Source organism: Pseudomonas sp. BAY1663, assembly GCF_000582595.1.
Lineage (GTDB): Bacteria > Pseudomonadota > Gammaproteobacteria > Pseudomonadales > Pseudomonadaceae > Stutzerimonas > Stutzerimonas stutzeri_AF.
Genome location: NZ_AZSV01000001.1, coordinates 140674 through 157390 on the forward strand (window position 1 = coordinate 140674; position 16717 = coordinate 157390).

The window sequence follows — 16717 nt, forward strand, 5'->3', positions numbered from 1 at the left end:
CGTCAACTATTCTTATCAATACTTTCCTTTATGCATAAGTTATCGGCCTCCTAGCTGGAGCTAGAAAGATGGATGCTGATAGGTAGAATTACACTAGGTGTTTCAGGAGGGAGGTGAGCAGGTAGGCTATTGAAACTAATAGAGCTAGCGTAGCTGGAAGTAGTAGATGCTTAAGCATTCTAGGTCTTCACATTGCTAGCCTTGCCAGCATTAGATTCCAGTTTGTCAATGAGGGAATGTAGAATGCTAGTAGAGGTGAACACACCATAGAGAGGTGATGACCTGTCGATGCTGGTGCATTCATAAAGCCCCTTTGATTCATTGAATACTCTACACCTTTATAATTCTTAGGCTCACCTACCAATGCAGAATTCTTAATAGCTATTTGCTTATCAAATAGTTCTGCTTGTGTACGTTTCTCCTGTAGATATTCCTTCTCAGTCTCAGATAGATAGCAGCTCATGCTCGACTCCCTACACCATACTTCTTATAGATGTTGTCCTTGATGGCCTGCATCAGTTCCATCTGGTTAGCTTCGGTAGCATGGATGCCAGACACAACAGAAGACTTGATGCTCTCAATGTTTCCTTGCTCGTTATACTGAATGTTAGAAGGCTTAGTCTTGGTGTGCCTAGCTGCTTGTACTGCTAGCTGAGCATCAATGCCTTCTCGTATATAAGGATCGTTCTTGTACAGTTTCTTTATGTTGTCTTCTTTAAGCTGGCGCATCAGCTCAATAGCTCCCTTCGGATCATGCATAACAGACTTACGCTCTGCTTTCTGTGTAGGCATAGGAGCAGCATCCTCTACAATCTCCCAGCCTTCTCTCTGAGCAATGTCAAGAATCTCAGAGGGGCTACGTCCTGTAGATCGAGCAAGCTCGAAGATATCAGTGGGATTTATTTGCTTAGTCATTATGGTTCCTTACAGAATTGTTAGACGGTATTGGTTAACGTCATTGGGTTTAGATTTAACTGGGTTCTTCTCAATCAGTCCGACAGACTGGAGACGTGCAAGAGTTCTTACGATAGAACGTCGAGCCATGCCAGTAGCTTCTGAGAAGGAGTTAAGGCTGATAGAAGACCAACCCTCTGCATCTGCTCCATTCCTAATCATTAGGTAGATGAGCTTAGATGTCAGTGTTGCTAGGTTCTTATGTTGAACTGCTACGATTTCTTCTAGAGTAATCATGTTGTTTCCTTTAGTTAGATTCCCCCTTAATCCCCCATCAGGTAACAGACAGCACAGGGGTGAGTGCTGCCGCTATTGCTAGATGCATTCTGATTGGTTGCTAGAGATTGGTGATGCTAGGTGGGTGTGTATGTGAACATCTAGTATTTATATATACTTAGATTTTAGTAAAAACCCTAAGTCATTCAGTAAAATACTTTGACCAAAGTCTCTCCCCTTATCTGTATATACCTAAATCCTAGGGAAATGTCCCGGTCAGAAGCTAAAAATAGTTACGCTTATGTCTCTACCCTTACCTATATATACTGAATTTTTAGGGAAAAGAGGGCATCACTTAGTAAATATAATTTGACTAATGTCACTGTCCTATCTACCTATACTTAAATTTAGGAACAAATGGTGCAGGTGTGTGTGTAATTACTTATAGCTTCGTTTAGCTCCTGTAAGGCCCTGCAAGCTACGATAGCTAGTGCATCCTGACGTTGGTATTACTCATAAAAGAAAGGCCCCTTACGGAGCCTTACAGGAGCTTCTAGCTATGCTAGTAGATGCTAGTCTATTAGATGCAGAACATCTCTAGCATTCAGATGGGAATATCTAGCCACTGACCTTGTGTCTCTATGTCCAGACACAATCATTATCTGTGCATTGTTAAATCCCTTCTTGGCTACGTTAGTTATCCGTGTGTGTCGTAGCTGATGCAGTCTTACAGAGCTGTCTAGCTTAGCTTTCTGCCTAGCCCTTCTGACGGCTGTAGAGACGCTGTGAGGGGTGATGCTGAATAGCCTCCCCGTTGGTATGCGTTTAGATTTAGCAAGGCGTATAGCGTCTTGTAGAAGCTCTACAGCTCTCAGTGTAAGAGGAACAGACCTTGTTCCATTTTTACCATCAACAACATCAGCTATCCGTTCTTCTAGATGCACATGCTCAATGGTTAGCTTTACTATCTCTGATCTACGCATGGCGGTTTCATAAGCAAGCTCTGTTATCAGCTTCATAGCTGGGCTTAGATGCTCAAGCACAAGGAACAACTCTCCCTTGCTCACCACCTTGTCACTGGACTTAGATGCTTGGGGGAGGGCTATGTCTGCTAATGGATTGGCTACGTCTATCAGCAGCTCACGCTTAGCCCATCGGTAGAGACGGGACATGAAGGCTAGCTGTGTTCTGCATGTAGCAGGCTTAACAGTCTTGAGGCGTTCAAGCTTGTATGCATTGATCTGCTGAGGGGTGATGTCTTGGATGGGCTGAGGGAATGCCTTGGCTAGATGCTCCACTATTTGTAGAGCATGCTTGTGGCTTCCTCTCCCCAGGAGGCGGGCTTGGCAATAGGACATGCCAAGGGAATAGATGGTGTGCGACTTGTGTTCCTTGGTGAGGGCTTCTTGCTGCCTAGCCCATTGCTGTGCTGCTGCCTCGGTGGGGAAGGTCTTTGACTGAGCAGGCTTTCCCTTCACCCTCACCTGTGCATTCCAGTTCCCTGAGGAAAGCTGACGTATCGTTGCCATATAGAAACCTCCTGTGTGAATGGATGGTTCCTAGGGGCTGCACCGTGTATAGTGCCCGTCGCTTTTGCGGCCTGCTTGACATGGTGGGGGTCGTTGGTTCGAATCCAATTGTGCCTACCAATTCGAAGAAGAAGGGTCGCGTAAGCGGCCCTTTTTTTTGCCTCGCTTGTCAGGAGCTCCGCTTTCTGAAAGCATCGCCGGTCTTTGTTTTTTCCAGTGACTCCGGTTCGGCGGGGTCGAGCTCGTCAGGCGCCTGCCACTGTGCGGCAGGCATGCTCGCCGAACCGCTTTACTGGCTCATCCCAACCCATGTGGCCTCTGGTACGGGTCACCACTAGGAGAGGAGGCGCCATGCCCACCATTACTCTTCCCGACGGCAGTCAGCGTTCGTTCGATCATCCGGTTACCGTAGCCGAGGTGGCTCAATCCATCGGTGCGGGTCTTGCCAAGGCGACCGTTGCCGGCAAGGTCGACGGAAAGCTGGTCGACGCCTGCGATCTGATCGCGGGCGATGCCTCGCTGCAGATCATTACGCCGAAGGATGAAGAAGGGCTGGAGATCATTCGCCACTCCTGTGCGCATCTGGTGGGGCATGCCGTCAAGCAGCTCTATCCGACCGCTCGCATGGTCATCGGGCCGGTCATCGAGGAAGGCTTCTATTACGATATCGCCTACGAGCGGCCCTTCACGCCTGATGATGTGGCGGCCATCGAGCAGCGCATGAGGGAACTGATCGATCGCGACTACGACATCATCAAGAAGATGACGCCGCGCGCCGAGGTGATCGAGGTGTTCAGGTCGCGTGGCGAGGACTACAAGCTGCGTCTGATCGAGGACATGCCCGACGAGCAGGCGATGGGGCTGTACTACCACGAAGAATACGTCGACATGTGCCGCGGGCCGCATGTGCCGAACACCCGTTTTCTCAAGTCCTTCAAGCTGACCAAGCTGTCGGGTGCCTACTGGCGCGGCGATGCCAAGAACGAGCAGCTGCAGCGCGTCTACGGTACCGCCTGGGCCGACAAGAAGCAGCTCGCCGCCTACATCCAGCGCATCGAGGAAGCCGAGAAGCGCGACCATCGCAAGATCGGCAAGCGCCTGGATCTGTTCCATACCCAGGAAGAAGCGCCGGGTATGGTTTTCTGGCATCCGAACGGCTGGACGCTCTACCAGGTGCTGGAGCAGTACATGCGCCAGGTGCAGCGCGAAAACGGCTACCTGGAAATCAGAACGCCGCAGGTGGTCGATCGGGTGCTCTGGGAAAAATCCGGGCACTGGGCGAACTACGCCGAGAACATGTTCACCACCGAATCGGAAAGTCGCGACTATGCGATCAAGCCGATGAACTGCCCATGCCATGTTCAGGTGTACAACCAGGGCCTGAAGAGTTACCGCGAACTGCCCCTGCGCCTGGCCGAGTTCGGCGCCTGCCATCGCAATGAGCCGTCCGGTGCGTTGCACGGCATCATGCGCGTTCGTGGCTTCACTCAGGATGACGCGCATATCTTCTGCACCGAAGAGCAGATGCAGGCGGAATCCGCGGCGTTCATCAAGCTGACCCAGGCGGTCTATGCCGATTTCGGTTTCTCGGATATCGAGCTGAAATTGTCCACTCGCCCGGAAAAGCGCGTGGGTTCCGATGAGCTCTGGGATAGGGCCGAAGCTGCGTTGGCGGCGGCGCTGGATAGCGCGGGCCTGCCTTATGATCTGCAGCCGGGCGAGGGTGCCTTCTACGGGCCGAAAATCGAATTTTCCCTGAGGGATTGCCTGGGGCGCGTCTGGCAGTGCGGCACGCTGCAGCTGGATTTCAACCTGCCGGTGCGGCTCGGGGCCGAGTACGTCAGCGAGAACAACGATCGGCAGCATCCGGTGATGTTGCACCGCGCCATTCTCGGCTCGTTCGAGCGCTTTATCGGCATTCTGATCGAGCACTACGAGGGGGCTTTCCCGGCATGGCTGGCACCCACCCAGGCGGTGATCATGAATATCACCGACAAGCAGGCCGCTTTTGCCGCCGAAGTCGAGAAAACCCTCACTCAAAGCGGGTTCCGTGCCAAGTGCGACTTGAGAAACGAAAAGATCGGCTTTAAAATCCGCGAGCATACTTTGCTCAAGACTCCTTATCTCTTGGTTATCGGGGATCGGGAGGTTGAGACACGATCCGTTGCTGTGCGCACCCGTGAAGGCATCGATATGGCTCCATGCCCCTCGAGCAATTCGCGCAGCTGTTGGCACAGGCGGTTTCCCGGCGTGGTCGCCAAGAATTGGAGTAATGACTATTAAGCGTGAAATGAGACAGGATAAACGAGCTGCACCCAAGGCCCCGATCAACGAGAATATCTCGGCTCGTGAGGTCCGTTTGATTGGTGCTGACGGCGAGCAGATTGGCATCGTCTCGATTGATGAAGCGCTGCAGGTAGCAGAAGAAGCCAAGCTGGACCTGGTGGAAATTTCCGCTGATGCGGTGCCGCCCGTTTGCCGGATCATGGATTATGGCAAGCACCTCTTCGAAAAGAAGAAGCAGGTCGCTGCGGCGAAGAAGAACCAGAAGCAGATTCAGGTCAAAGAAGTAAAGTTTCGTCCAGGGACGGAAGAAGGGGACTACCAGGTCAAGCTACGCAATCTGGTGCGTTTCCTGAGTGACGGGGACAGGGCCAAGGTTTCCTTGCGATTCCGCGGCCGTGAGATGGCCCATCAGGAGCTGGGTATGGAACTGCTGAAGCGGGTCGAAAACGACCTCGCCGAGTACGGTTCCGTCGAGCAGCATCCGAAGATGGAAGGACGCCAGCTGATCATGGTCATCGCTCCCAAGAAGAAAAAGTAACCTCCAGGGCACTGGCAGGCCTTGCGGTTATTTGTAATCACCCACACTGTGGAGAACGAACATGCCAAAGATGAAGACTAAAAGTGGTGCTGCGAAGCGCTTCAAGAAGACTGCTAACGGCTTCAAGCACAAGCACGCTTTCAAGAGCCACATCCTGACCAAGATGACCACCAAGCGTAAGCGTCAGCTGCGCGGTTGCTCGCAAGTGCACCCGTCCGACGTTGCAAAAGTGGAGCGCATGCTGCGCGTTCGTTGATCCGGTCAAGACTCAGAGGAATAACTCATGGCTCGTGTTAAGCGTGGCGTCGTTGCCCGTCGCCGTCACAAGAAAATTCTGAAACTCGCCAAAGGCTACTACGGTGCGCGTTCGCGCGTATTCCGCGTTGCCAAGCAGGCGGTAATCAAGGCTGGCCAATATGCCTACCGCGACCGCCGTCAGCGCAAGCGTCAGTTCCGCGCTCTGTGGATCGCCCGTATCAACGCTGGTGCTCGTGTCAACGGTCTGTCCTACAGCCGTCTGATCGCCGGCCTGAAGAAGGCGGCCATCGAGATCGATCGCAAGGTTCTGGCCGATCTGGCAGTGAACGAGAAAGCGGCGTTTGCTGCGATTGTCGAGAAAGCCAAGGCTTCTCTGGCTTAAGCCCCGACAATCACGAATCCTCGGATTCGTTGCAACGTCATCGATAGGGGAAGAGCCTTGTGCTCTTCCCCTATTTCGTATCTGAGAGGGGCTTTTGCAAAAGGGCGCGTGGCGACGGGCCGCTTGGGTGGCGCGTAACCAGTGCGGTTCTGCAAGAACCTCTGGAGGTTGTACATGGAAAATCTGGATGCACTGGTCTCGCAAGCGCTCGAGGCCGTGCAACGAAGTGAAGACATCGGTGCCCTGGAGCAGATCCGCGTCCAGTATCTCGGCAAGAAAGGCGAATTGACCCAGGTGATGCAGACCTTGGGCAAACTGTCCCCCGAGGAGCGGCCGAAGGCCGGCGCGCTGATCAATGCCGCCAAGACGCAGGTCCAGGACGTATTGAATGCGCGCAAGGCGGAACTCGAGCAGGCTGCGCTGAGCGCCAAGCTGGCTGCGGAGCGCATCGATGTGTCCCTGCCGGGGCGCGGGCAGGCGAGCGGCGGGTTACATCCGATCACCCGAACGCTGGAGCGGATGGAGCAGATTTTCGGCCATATCGGCTACAGCGTTGCCGAGGGGCCTGAGGTTGAAGACGACTATCACAACTTCGAGGCGCTCAACATCCCCGGCCACCATCCGGCCCGGGCGATGCACGACACCTTCTATTTCAACGCCAACATGGTCCTGCGTACCCATACATCATCGGTTCAGGTGCGGACGATGGAGTCGCAGCAGCCACCGATACGCATTATCTGCCCGGGTCGCGTATATCGTTGCGATTCAGACCAGACGCATTCTCCGATGTTTCATCAAGTCGAAGGCTTGCTGATTGATGAGGGTGTCAGTTTTGCCGACCTCAAGGGCACTATTCAGGCGTTTCTTCGGGAGTTCTTCGAGGCAGATCTGGAGGTTCGTTTCCGTCCTTCGTTCTTTCCTTTCACCGAGCCTTCTGCCGAAGTTGATATTCGCCGCATGATCACCAGGAATGGTGAAAGTAAGTCCGATTGGCTGGAAGTTCTGGGTTGTGGAATGGTGCATCCGAACGTACTGCGGATGTCGGGGATCGATCCGGAAAAGTATCAGGGATTCGCTTTCGGAATGGGCGTCGAGCGCCTAGCCATGCTGCGCTATGGAGTCGGGGATCTGCGTATCTTTTTCGATAACGACCTGCGCTTTCTTGAGCAGTTTCGCTAAGGCATGACCCAGTACTTTCCAGGAGAACAGCATGAAATTCAGTGAACAATGGCTGCGGAGCTGGGTCAATCCGCAGGTTTCCCGTGAGGAGCTGGTCGCTCGTCTGTCGATGGTCGGCCTCGAGGTCGATGCGGTCACGCCGGTTGCCGGCGCGTTCAGTGGCGTGGTCGTGGGCGAAGTGCTGGCGACCGAGCAGCATCCCGACGCCGACAAGCTGCGTGTCTGCCAGGTCAGCAACGGTAGCGAGACCTTCCAGGTGGTCTGCGGCGCGCCCAATGTGCGCCCGGGCCTGAAGATTCCGTTCGCCATGCTCGGCGCCCAACTGCCCGGCGATTTCAAGATCAGGAAGGCCAAGCTGCGGGGCGTCGAGTCCAACGGCATGCTTTGCTCGGAAACCGAGCTGCAGGTCGGTAGCGATGATAGCGGTCTCATGGAGCTGGCGGCCGATGCCCCGGTTGGCGCCGATCTGCGCGACTATCTCGGCCTCGATGATGCGAGCATCGAAATCGGCCTGACGCCGAATCGCGGTGATTGCCTCTCCCTGGCGGGGCTGGCGCGTGAGGTCGGTGCGATCTACGGAGCCGCGGTCAGCCCGGTCGAAATCACCCCGGCTATTGTGAGCCACGATGAAGTGCGTCCGGTCGAAGTCCTGGCGCCGAAGGCCTGCCCACGCTATCTCGGGCGTGTGATTCGCAATGTCGACCTGTCACAGCCGACACCGTTGTGGATGGTGGAGCGCCTGCGCCGCTCGGATATCCGCAGCATCGATGCGGTCGTGGATATCACCAACTATGTGATGCTCGAGCTGGGGCAGCCTCTGCATGCCTTCGATCTGGCCGAGATCAACGCGGGCATCCGCGTGCGGATGGCGGAAGAGGGTGAAAAGCTGGTTCTGCTGGACGGCCAGGAGATCAGCCTGCGCGCCGATACCCTGCTCATCGCGGATCACCAGCGGGCGCTGGCCATCGCCGGAGTCATGGGCGGCGAGCATAGCGGTGTGAGCGCTACCACCCGGGATATCTTCCTGGAGAGCGCGTTCTTCGACACCATTGCGCTGGCCGGCAAGGCCCGTTCCTACGGCCTGCATACGGACGCATCGCATCGCTACGAGCGCGGCGTCGACTCGCAGCTGGCGCGCCAGGCGATGGAGCGGGCCACCGCTCTGCTGCTGGAGATCGTCGGTGGCGAAGCCGGGCCGATCGTCGAGGCGGTCAGCGAAGAGCACCTGCCGAAGGTCGCGCCGGTGACGCTGCGTGCCGAGCGCATCGAGCAGATGCTGGGCCTGGAAATGGACGCTGCCGAGGTGGTGCGTCTGCTGACTTCGCTGGGCCTCGGCGTGAGCGAGGAGTCCGCGGGGCGCTGGCAGGTCGGCGTGCCGAGTCATCGTTTCGATATCAGCCTGGAAGTCGATCTGATCGAAGAACTCGGTCGCTATATGGTTATGACCGCCTGCCGGTGCGTTACCCGCAGGCGCGCCTGGCCCCCGAAGCGAAGCCGGAAGCACGCGCGGAGCTGCCGTTGCTGCGGCGCCTGCTGGTCGCCCGTGGCTACCAGGAAGCGATCACCTACAGCTTCATCGATCCCAAGCTGTTCGAGCAGTTCACCCCAGGCGTCAAGCCGCTGCAGCTGGCCAACCCGATTTCCGCAGATATGGCCGCCATGCGGGCCTCGCTCTGGCCGGGGCTGGTCAAGGCGCTGCAGTACAACCTCAACCGGCAGCAGTCGCGCGTGCGTCTGTTCGAGGCAGGGCTGCGTTTCGTCGGCCAACTGGACGAGCTGAAGCAGGAAAGCATGCTCGCCGGCGTCGTGACCGGCAGTCGCCTGCCCGAAGGCTGGGCGAATGCCCGCGAGGCGACGGACTTCTATGACGTCAAGGCGGATGTCGAAGCGTTGCTGGCCTTTGCCGGAAATGGTGCGGCATACCAGTTCGTCGCGGGCGAGCATCCGGCATTGCATCCGGGGCAGACGGCACATATCGAGCGTGAAGGTCGCCTGGTTGGCTTCGTCGGCAGCCTGCACCCCGAACTAGCGACCAGTCTGGGCATCGACCAGCCGGTCTACCTGTTCGAGCTGGCGCTCGGCGAGATTGTCGAGGGCCGCCTGCCGAAATTCAGCGAGCTGTCGCGCTTCCCCGAAGTGCGCCGTGATCTCGCGGTACTGGTCGCGCGGGAAGTGCCGGCGCAAGCCGTCCTGCAGTGCATTCGCGATGCAGCGGGCGAGAATCTGACAGACCTCAAGCTATTTGATGTCTATCAGGGAAAAGGTATTGATCCGCTTAGCAAAAGTGTGGCAGTCGGCTTGACCTGGCAGCACCCTTCGCGCACTCTAAACGACGACGAGGTGAACGGCGCGATGCAGCAAATCCTCACCTCCCTGGAAGAAAGGTTCAACGCCACGTTAAGGAAATAGCGTATGGGGGCTCTGACGAAAGCTGAAATGGCGGAACGTCTATATGAAGAGCTAGGCTTGAATAAGCGCGAAGCCAAGGAGCTGGTGGAGCTGTTTTTCGAGGAGATCCGCCAGGCGCTGGAGCATAACGAGCAGGTCAAGCTGTCCGGATTCGGCAACTTCGACCTGCGCGACAAGCGCCAGCGTCCGGGGCGTAACCCCAAGACCGGCGAGGAGATTCCGATCACGGCGCGACGCGTCGTGACCTTCCGTCCGGGGCAGAAACTCAAAGCCAGGGTCGAGGCTTATGCTGGAACCAAGTCATAACGACGAGCTTCCGTCGATTCCGGGCAAACGCTATTTCACCATCGGTGAAGTCAGCGAACTCTGCGCGGTGAAGCCCCACGTGCTGCGCTACTGGGAGCAGGAATTTCCCCAGCTCAATCCGGTGAAGCGGCGCGGAAACCGGCGTTATTATCAGCGGCAAGACGTGCTGATGATTCGTCAGATCCGTGCCCTCCTGTACGACCAAGGCTTCACGATCGGCGGTGCAAGGCAGCGCCTCTCCGGCGAAGAGGCGCGCGACGACACCACCCAGTACAAGCAACTGATTCGGCAGATGATTTCCGAATTGGAAGAAGTATTGCTGGTACTCCGGAAATAAATCACTTGGGCCTCTAAAAAACTTTCACATTTTCAGTTGCTTAAGGTATAGTTCGATCCGTTTTCAGCGGTGCTGATAACACTGTCGGGGCGTAGCGCAGCCTGGTAGCGCACTTGCATGGGGTGCAAGGGGTCGAGTGTTCGAATCACTCCGTCCCGACCAAAAAACCTCAAGAAATCCAGTCACTTAGCGGTGACTGGATTTTTTTATGCCTGATGGTTTTTGAGGGCGTCCGATTTTTGCCCCACTTTTTGCCCCACCGGGGATTTTTGCGCTGGTCACTACCCGTGAGAAGGGAGCGGTGGGACTTTGTGTGAGCTGAGCCGGCAGGGGCGTTCCTGCCTGGCGAGTGATTAAAAGGATTGCAGTGGCAGGAATAAGCGGCGGCTATTCGAGCCAAGCGGCAAGAACCCGTATTGCTCGTAGAATCCCCGAACCTGGTCGTCGATGACGTCGACGACCAGGGCGTAGATTGCGATCTGGTTGCTGACGGCCAGCGTACGCTTGATAGCATCGGCTAGCAGCAGTCCGCCTATGCCACGACCCTGAGCATCCTGGCTGATGGCGAGGCGGCCGAGCAAGGCGGGCGGGGAGTGGGTGGCGGGGCAGTCTGCGAGCAAGCTTTTCGGGAAGCTGGTCGAACTCGATCGACAGGCTGGAAAGGGTGTAGTAACCCGTGATGACGTCTGGCTGCTCCAGCGTGGTGGCGACGAATACCCGGCTAACGCGGCGCTTCACGTCTTGGCCGGCTTGCTTGTGTAGGTAGTCGTCCAGTGCGTTTACGCCGCACTGGAAGCCGGCTCGGTGATGGTTGGTGGCCAATGGCGTGATGAGCAGATCGACTCGCTCGCTCATCGGCTGGTGATACGCTGTTCGTGACTCTCAAGGACGGCGGCCAACTTCTTGTTGAAAATGACCGGCTTGCTCAGCGCATCGAAGAACGCTTCTGCATCGCTCGCCTTCAGGCTCATGACCTCATGCTCGTGAATGGTCTTTTCGGCATGTGCCAGTGCGCTGTTCAGGATGAACTGGCTGACGGTCTTGCCCTCGAAGCTCGCGGCGCGTTCCAGGGTTTTCTTAGCACTGTCCTGCAATCGGAGGTTGATCCGCTCCTGCTTGGTGTCTGAGGCTGTGTTCATGGCGAAAGTCTCCACTCCAGGTAGATGTAAAGTATTGTACGTCAAAGTGGTGCCTTATCAATGTCTCTTCGTACTGGTAGCCTCCAGGAGCTTCGTGGAAATGCTTTCTTGTACCGGTTGGACCAGTGATTCAGGGTGTGCTTTTTTAGCCAGATGACGGCTGCTTTCGACCGATTCTGTTGAAAAAGTCCCTCCGCGATTTTGCTCACGAAAGGGGGCGACGTTGAAATCTGGCTTGCTCAGAAGGCAGAAGACGGAGCTGTCTTGGTTTTTACACAGCAACGCCAGAATTGGAGCGTTTTTGAACTGCTAAAAAGCAGCTCTCCCAGAGGCCGACTTTTTCAACAGAATCGGCCAAGAGCAGACGATTAGAGTAGAAATAGATCCGACCCGCTCCCTTTTGTCTATTCAGCAAACATATAAGCCCACACTCCAGCCGTCTAAAGCCCTGTCAAGCATGACTCCATTTTTGTTTACCTATCCCCCAGGGCCGCTAATTTTAGCCAGGCTGGCACTATGCCGCTATCGTAGGTTTCTTGACTTCCGTCTGTATATGCCAGCCTTAGTCCAAATGGTCCCTACTCTGGCGCGGGACAGGACCATCGAACTCTCGTAGTAACCGCGCGAGGACGCTGCGGTTTCAGCTCTTGCAGGAAGTGTTATGGATGGCGTCACCTTCAAGCAGGTCGACCAGTATGCCTTGTGTTGTGTTGAGAGTTTTTCTGATGAGCTCAAGCTCGCGCTGAGGGAGAACCTCACACGTATCTGCCATGGCGCTGATCAGGCCAGCAAGGACAGGGCGGCCTACAAATATCCTGCGACGATCAAGCACTTCTAGAACGAGCGCTATTCCAGGAAACCCTGGGAAACCCGGATCGGCATGCTGGGAGAGCTTCTGTCCCACGTCATCATTCTGAAGCTCTTCCCTAACTTCGAGGTAGTTTCGCCATTCTTTAACATGGAAGAGAAGAGCATTCGAAAGGGGTTCGATCTCCTCCTGTACGAGGCTTCAACCAACAATATCTGGATCACCGAGGTCAAGTCAGGGGCAAAGGGGCGGACAAGACCTCTTGCTCGGCCACCAGCGCGCTGTTGCGCCTGGCTCGGGACGATCTTAAGAAACGCTTGGCTGAGCCGGAGCTCAACCACTGGTACAACGCGATAAATGCCGCAAAGAATGCTATCCACAACAAGGTCAGTTACCGTGATCGGTCATCGAGATTCTGGAGTTAGAAGCAGATTTAGCCGAAGAAGACGGTGGAACCGCTTCATCGAGTCTGTGCAGGAATTACCGGAGGTACTTGAATGCCACCTCATGGCTGGTGACTGTGACTTCCTACTCCGAGTGGTTGCGGCTGACCTCAACGCCTACCGGCAATTTCAAGCCAGGCATCTCGCTCGCATTAAAGGTGTCCAGAGCCTGAAGTCGGATGTCCCCATGCAGCAAGTGAAGTTAACCTCCGAGCTACCTGTCTGAGCTTTCATCCGGCTGCTACAAGCTGTCGAACGGTCTTGGCCGTTCGGCGCAAGGGCTAGCGCGAAACTCTCTCGACAGGACGCTGGGGAAATGCCGACCTGCCAAAGTTCGCCCCCATGCGATGACTGGTAGCGGCCTGGTTGAACAGACCGAGCTGGTTGGATGCGCGGTTGGTGATGGAAAACGCCATCTCTTGCTGATTCTTTCTGGCGGCGGTATCACCTTGCCGGTTGGTCATCTGCTGGCCGAGGCATTCGTAGGAGAGGGTTTTATAGCCGTCTACCGCTACATCTATGCAGGCGTCCTTGCCGGCCTCGCTGGCGCCGGCCTGTGCTGCAACCAACAACAGCAGCATGAGAGTTGATGGCAGGATGGGAAAGACAGGCATGGATACCTCCAGAGCGGTACGGGCTATTTGGCCTCTGAGTTTCGAACAGGATGCCAGTGCCACTTTAAGGTGAAATAGCCCGGATTGGGCTCTTGTAACGAAAACGTCACTTGCGCTCAGCACTATGACGCGTCTGTATTTGCTCCGCCGTGCATCGAGAGGCAGTAAGGCCGGGAATTCGCCTATGTCACAGGGTGCAGCAAAGAATTGCCTGACGTTTACAACGTTGCTGCTACTGCTGGGGCCATTCTGTCTAGCGAATGCGTCCTCACCCGCGAAATTTCCGGGGCATGGAGCGCTCATCGATTTCGATATCCCGGCGCTTGCCTTACCGCAGGCCTTGGATGTGTACAGTGAAGTGACAGGGGTGGCCGTGCTGGTCGATCAGGAGTTGACCGTGGGACGGCGCTCTGCCGCCATATCGGGACGCTTCTCGCTAGAGCCGGGCTAAGCCTGTTGCTGTCCGGTACGGGTTTGATGGCGGTATTCACTCGGGAGAATGCATTCACGCTGCGGCGTGCCGAGGTCAGTAGATCCGCTGAGAACAGTCCGCAGTCGGTGGAGGACAAGAGCCGGGTAAGCGGCAGTTATGCGGGCGTCGTCCAAGCGACTCTGGAGGACGCCTTGTGCCATTGGAAAACGATCTGGCCAGGGGATTACCGAATAGCGTTCCAGTTGTGGATAGGCCCGCAGGGAAGGGTGGAGCACAGTCATCTGCTGAGTTCGAGCGGGGCGGCACGGCGTGACGCTGCCCTGATCGAACTGCTGCGGGAACTGAGACTCCCGCAGGCGCCGCCCTCGTCGCTGCCGCAACCCATCACCATTCTCGTACTGCCGGAACGGGAGGGTAGCGGTGTTCACTGCCAGAGACTCGAAGGACTCGATGACAGCGATGCAGAATGACATGGTTCGCCTATTCCTGGCCTCCTACGACGAGTTCAAGGCCCGGCTGAAACGACGCCTGGGCTCGGAGGACCTGGCTAGCGACGTGCTTCAGGAAACCTACCTGCGTGTCTATGGTCTTGCCAGTGAGACGGAGATCAAGCATCCGAATGCCTACCTGTTCCGCATGGCGCTGAACATCGCCGCCGATCGCCGAGATGCGGATGCACGGTTACTCACTGGAGATGAGGTGGATGAGCTATTGCAGAGCACCGATGAGAAGCATGATCCGGCCCGCGTGATTGTCGGGCAAACCGAGATCAGGCTTTTGATCAGTGCTTTATGCGAACTGCCAGCTCGGCGCCGGCAGATCCTGGTAGCCGCACGACTGGACGAGGTGCCCCATCTGGAAATCGCCAAACGGCATCGGATTTCCACCCGCATGGTCGAGAAGGAATTGAGAGCCGCGCTCAGTTATTGCGCCGAGCGGCTGGAAAGAAAATCGATGCAACGGTTCGGTTCTGCCTCCGTCAAACCGTCTTAGGTTGGAACTATCGATAATTTCGTGCGTGCCGGTCGACCGGGCGCGCCTATCAAGTGCACACGAATATCCATGAGCGAATTCGAATACGGGGCGGCAACCGACGCCCAACTACAGCGTGAGGCCCAGCAATGGCTGGTAAAGCTGACATCGGGGCGTGCAACCACTTCGGATGCGACCGATTTTCGCCATTGGTGCGCCCGTAGCGAAGCCCACGCGCAGGCTTTTACACAGGCAAGACAGCTATGGCAGGCCCTGGGCCCCGCTGCACAGCAACTGGAACACAATCGTACGCCGGCCTCGGTCGTTCCGCTTCATGATACGAGCGTAGCCACCCGGCGGCATTTCGGCCGGCGCGCCTTTATCACCGGAGCGGTGGCGGCGTCGGCGGCATTCGTATTCTTGAGACCCTCTCTGTTCGGCGAAGTCAGCGGCTGATGGCTGACTATCACACCACTGTAGGCGAGCAGCGCAGCGTCATGTTGGCGAACGACGTCCTCCTCGAGTTGAATACTCAGACCCGGATCAACCGACGGGTGTTCGACGACGGCGGCCAAGGCATCGAGTTGCTTGCTGGCGAAATCGAGGTGCGCACCCAGGCTCCGTTCAAGATGCGCGCCGGCACTGGTTGGATACGCTCCGACGGCGGAAGATTCGTTGTTCGGGCAACCGGTCCCGAAGTGCTGGTCACATGCGTGGGGGGGAACCTGAGCCTCGATCATCGTGGCCAGAGCATGCGTCTCGACAGCGACCAGCAACTGAGCTACGGCGAGCGAGAGCACAGCTCGCCTCGTGTGGTGGATACCACCGTGGTCACCGCCTGGCGCCAGCGCTTGCTGATATTCGAGGGGGAAACGCTCGCCCACGTGATCGACGAACTCAATCGCTACCGCACGGGCAGGATTCTGTTGATGAACCGTGATCTAGGGCAACGCAGGGTCCAGGCTCGGATCCGACTCGACCAATTACCCGACGTAGCGGCCCTGATCCGAGATGCATACGGCGCGCAGGTTACGGAACTGCCAGGCGGTGTGGTGCTGGTCAGTTGATTGCCAGGGTAACAAGCTACAGGTTGGGTCGGTTGCATAGATTGGGTTGAGGAGCGAAGCGACCAAGCCCAACAGGTTCGTGCCGGTGTTTGTTGGGCTTCGCTGCGCTCAGCACCAGCCTATCGGGCGCGCCCGATGTCGCCGAATCCCGAGCGACCCTCGCGCTCGTGTTACGAGAGGCCGATCACGAGCAGTTCACTCGTGTATGCCCGATCAATCCTCCAGGCTCACCACCAAGCGATAATTCTCATCCCCCTGGCTTCCTCGACGTGTCAGGCGAAGCTCCACTCCGGTGGGATCGTTCAATTCCGTCGACGAGACTGTGCGCCACCCTTTGCCCGGTTGCCAGATACGAATACTGAATTTCACCAGTTTCTCCAGCACCGCTACGGCATCGCGTGGCGCAGGTAGGGGGTAGCGTTCCCGCGGTTGGGCCGAGGCACGATAGAGCGTATCGCCATCGACCCACCAGCGCACTCGTTGCAAGGTGCCGGTCTGGTCCGCCGCGTTGCGTATCAGCTCCAGCTTTGGCGAGCCTGGGCCGTCCCGTTGCACTTTCACCGCTACCGGCAACGCTAGGCCTTTCTCGAGCGGTTTTTCCCGATCATCGACCGACTCCATGAGCTCCGTGGTCGCGCGCATGTCAAAGTCACGCTTGAGCTGGTTCAGTACCCGCAACAGCTGCGCAGTGTGTTCGGTGGAGTCTTCCAGGTGCGCTCTGGCACGAGCTATACCATCCAGCCCGCGCCAAGCGATCATACTGACGATGGCCATCAGCATGATCGCCACCATCACTTCGATGAGTGTGAAGCCAGCCGCCTTTCGCATCGCATATCCCACGGGATAG

At 56.6% G+C, this 16717-nt stretch carries 17 protein-coding genes, 1 tRNA gene and 3 pseudogenes; 14 read left to right on the top strand and 7 right to left on the bottom strand.

What is annotated here, in order from left to right:
* Nucleotides 1–187: 187 nt before the first annotated feature.
* The 3 genes from BAY1663_RS23165 to BAY1663_RS24890 all read right to left on the bottom strand — a co-directional run bounded on the left by BAY1663_RS23165 (nt 188) and on the right by BAY1663_RS24890 (nt 2699).
* On the bottom strand, nt 188–463 hold the full coding sequence (locus tag BAY1663_RS23165; RefSeq protein ID WP_128575993.1) for a hypothetical protein: 276 nt from the start codon (nt 461–463) through the stop codon (nt 188–190).
* A complete protein-coding gene (locus tag BAY1663_RS00650) occupies nt 460–915 on the bottom strand; it encodes a hypothetical protein (protein ID WP_037037072.1) in 456 nt (151 codons plus the stop codon). The genes BAY1663_RS23165 and BAY1663_RS00650 overlap by 4 nt, the downstream gene beginning before the upstream one ends.
* A gap of 827 nt (nt 916–1742) precedes the next feature.
* Entirely contained in the window at nt 1743–2699 is a 957-nt protein-coding gene (locus tag BAY1663_RS24890; protein ID WP_128575995.1) for a site-specific integrase, read from the bottom strand.
* A 351-nt stretch (nt 2700–3050) separates the two neighbouring features.
* Between BAY1663_RS24890 and thrS the strand changes: the two are divergent.
* The 9 genes and pseudogenes from thrS to BAY1663_RS00695 all read left to right on the top strand — a co-directional run bounded on the left by thrS (nt 3051) and on the right by BAY1663_RS00695 (nt 10556).
* Nucleotides 3051–4972 (top strand): annotated as a pseudogene (thrS, locus tag BAY1663_RS00655) (threonine--tRNA ligase).
* Nucleotides 4972–5523 (top strand): translation initiation factor IF-3, encoded by a 552-nt coding sequence (infC, locus tag BAY1663_RS00660; RefSeq protein ID WP_177325787.1) that lies wholly within the window; start codon nt 4972–4974, stop codon nt 5521–5523. The pseudogene thrS and the gene infC overlap by 1 nt, the downstream one beginning before the upstream one ends.
* Before the next feature lie 61 nt (nt 5524–5584).
* Nucleotides 5585–5779: a 50S ribosomal protein L35 gene (gene rpmI, locus BAY1663_RS00665; protein WP_003298367.1), complete on the top strand. Its 195-nt coding sequence runs from the start codon at nt 5585–5587 to the stop codon at nt 5777–5779.
* A 27-nt stretch (nt 5780–5806) separates the two neighbouring features.
* A complete protein-coding gene (gene rplT / locus BAY1663_RS00670; RefSeq protein WP_003282569.1) occupies nt 5807–6163 on the top strand; it encodes a 50S ribosomal protein L20 in 357 nt (118 codons plus the stop codon).
* A 174-nt stretch (nt 6164–6337) separates the two neighbouring features.
* Complete coding sequence (gene pheS, locus BAY1663_RS00675; protein ID WP_020308698.1) at nt 6338–7342, top strand: phenylalanine--tRNA ligase subunit alpha; 1005 nt, start codon at nt 6338–6340, stop codon at nt 7340–7342.
* Nucleotides 7343–7373: 31 nt separating this feature from the next.
* Nucleotides 7374–9751, top strand: a pseudogene (gene pheT, locus BAY1663_RS00680) (phenylalanine--tRNA ligase subunit beta).
* 3 nt (nt 9752–9754) lie between these two features.
* Nucleotides 9755–10057, top strand: a complete 303-nt coding sequence (gene ihfA / locus BAY1663_RS00685; protein WP_003282572.1) for an integration host factor subunit alpha — start codon at nt 9755–9757, stop codon at nt 10055–10057.
* Nucleotides 10038–10394, top strand: coding sequence for a MerR family transcriptional regulator (locus tag BAY1663_RS00690; RefSeq protein WP_037037076.1), 357 nt, complete (start codon nt 10038–10040; stop codon nt 10392–10394). Before ihfA ends, BAY1663_RS00690 begins: the two co-directional genes overlap by 20 nt.
* An 85-nt stretch (nt 10395–10479) precedes the next feature.
* Nucleotides 10480–10556: transfer RNA gene (locus BAY1663_RS00695), tRNA-Pro, on the top strand.
* A gap of 191 nt (nt 10557–10747) precedes the next feature.
* On the opposite strand, the gene BAY1663_RS24705 is transcribed toward BAY1663_RS00695, so the two are convergent.
* The gene (locus BAY1663_RS24705) at nt 10748–10975 is read right to left on the bottom strand and encodes a GNAT family N-acetyltransferase (protein ID WP_218186642.1); all 228 of its coding nucleotides are present in this window, start codon (nt 10973–10975) and stop codon (nt 10748–10750) included.
* Nucleotides 10976–11245: 270 nt separating this feature from the next.
* A complete protein-coding gene (locus BAY1663_RS00705) occupies nt 11246–11548 on the bottom strand; it encodes a DUF1778 domain-containing protein (RefSeq protein ID WP_218186643.1) in 303 nt (100 codons plus the stop codon).
* A 646-nt stretch (nt 11549–12194) separates the two neighbouring features.
* Between BAY1663_RS00705 and BAY1663_RS24365 the strand changes: the two genes are divergently transcribed.
* Both BAY1663_RS24365 and BAY1663_RS24895 read left to right on the top strand, forming a co-directional pair.
* The gene (locus BAY1663_RS24365; RefSeq protein WP_164838413.1) at nt 12195–12371 is read left to right on the top strand and encodes a hypothetical protein; all 177 of its coding nucleotides are present in this window, start codon (nt 12195–12197) and stop codon (nt 12369–12371) included.
* 477 nt (nt 12372–12848) lie between these two features.
* A complete protein-coding gene (locus BAY1663_RS24895; RefSeq protein ID WP_256206492.1) occupies nt 12849–13010 on the top strand; it encodes an Lrp/AsnC ligand binding domain-containing protein in 162 nt (53 codons plus the stop codon).
* A 55-nt stretch (nt 13011–13065) separates the two neighbouring features.
* Here BAY1663_RS24895 and BAY1663_RS00720 read toward each other — a convergent pair whose 3' ends face one another.
* Entirely contained in the window at nt 13066–13398 is a 333-nt protein-coding gene (locus tag BAY1663_RS00720; protein ID WP_051497040.1) for a hypothetical protein, read from the bottom strand.
* 477 nt (nt 13399–13875) lie between these two features.
* Between BAY1663_RS00720 and BAY1663_RS22905 the strand changes: the two genes are divergently transcribed.
* From BAY1663_RS22905 to BAY1663_RS00735, 3 genes and pseudogenes are all read left to right on the top strand, one after another.
* Nucleotides 13876–14301: a TonB C-terminal domain-containing protein gene (locus BAY1663_RS22905; protein WP_128575999.1), complete on the top strand. Its 426-nt coding sequence runs from the start codon at nt 13876–13878 to the stop codon at nt 14299–14301.
* Entirely contained in the window at nt 14291–14824 is a 534-nt protein-coding gene (locus tag BAY1663_RS00730) for an RNA polymerase sigma factor (protein ID WP_037037197.1), read from the top strand. Before BAY1663_RS22905 ends, BAY1663_RS00730 begins: the two co-directional genes overlap by 11 nt.
* Before the next feature lie 69 nt (nt 14825–14893).
* Nucleotides 14894–15870, top strand: a pseudogene (locus tag BAY1663_RS00735) (FecR domain-containing protein).
* Nucleotides 15871–16083: 213 nt separating this feature from the next.
* On the opposite strand, the gene BAY1663_RS00740 reads toward BAY1663_RS00735, so the two are convergent.
* A complete protein-coding gene (locus tag BAY1663_RS00740; RefSeq protein WP_037037200.1) occupies nt 16084–16698 on the bottom strand; it encodes a type II secretion system protein GspJ in 615 nt (204 codons plus the stop codon).
* Nucleotides 16699–16717: the final 19 nt, after the last annotated feature.

Coding starts and splice junctions, on each gene's coding strand:
- pheS (WP_020308698.1), top strand. CDS start 6,338: ATGGAAAATCTGGATGCACTGGTCTCGCAAGCGCTCGAGGCCGTGCAA.
- BAY1663_RS00650 (WP_037037072.1), bottom strand. CDS start 915: ATGACTAAGCAAATAAATCCCACTGATATCTTCGAGCTTGCTCGATCT.
- rpmI (WP_003298367.1), top strand. CDS start 5,585: ATGCCAAAGATGAAGACTAAAAGTGGTGCTGCGAAGCGCTTCAAGAAG.
- BAY1663_RS24890 (WP_128575995.1), bottom strand. CDS start 2,699: ATGGCAACGATACGTCAGCTTTCCTCAGGGAACTGGAATGCACAGGTG.
- BAY1663_RS24895 (WP_256206492.1), top strand. CDS start 12,849: ATGGCTGGTGACTGTGACTTCCTACTCCGAGTGGTTGCGGCTGACCTC.
- BAY1663_RS00740 (WP_037037200.1), bottom strand. CDS start 16,698: ATGCGAAAGGCGGCTGGCTTCACACTCATCGAAGTGATGGTGGCGATC.
- BAY1663_RS23165 (WP_128575993.1), bottom strand. CDS start 463: ATGAGCTGCTATCTATCTGAGACTGAGAAGGAATATCTACAGGAGAAA.
- infC (WP_177325787.1), top strand. CDS start 4,972: ATGACTATTAAGCGTGAAATGAGACAGGATAAACGAGCTGCACCCAAG.
- BAY1663_RS22905 (WP_128575999.1), top strand. CDS start 13,876: ATGGCGGTATTCACTCGGGAGAATGCATTCACGCTGCGGCGTGCCGAG.
- rplT (WP_003282569.1), top strand. CDS start 5,807: ATGGCTCGTGTTAAGCGTGGCGTCGTTGCCCGTCGCCGTCACAAGAAA.
- BAY1663_RS00690 (WP_037037076.1), top strand. CDS start 10,038: ATGCTGGAACCAAGTCATAACGACGAGCTTCCGTCGATTCCGGGCAAA.
- BAY1663_RS00720 (WP_051497040.1), bottom strand. CDS start 13,398: ATGCCTGTCTTTCCCATCCTGCCATCAACTCTCATGCTGCTGTTGTTG.
- BAY1663_RS00730 (WP_037037197.1), top strand. CDS start 14,291: ATGCAGAATGACATGGTTCGCCTATTCCTGGCCTCCTACGACGAGTTC.
- ihfA (WP_003282572.1), top strand. CDS start 9,755: ATGGGGGCTCTGACGAAAGCTGAAATGGCGGAACGTCTATATGAAGAG.
- BAY1663_RS24365 (WP_164838413.1), top strand. CDS start 12,195: ATGGATGGCGTCACCTTCAAGCAGGTCGACCAGTATGCCTTGTGTTGT.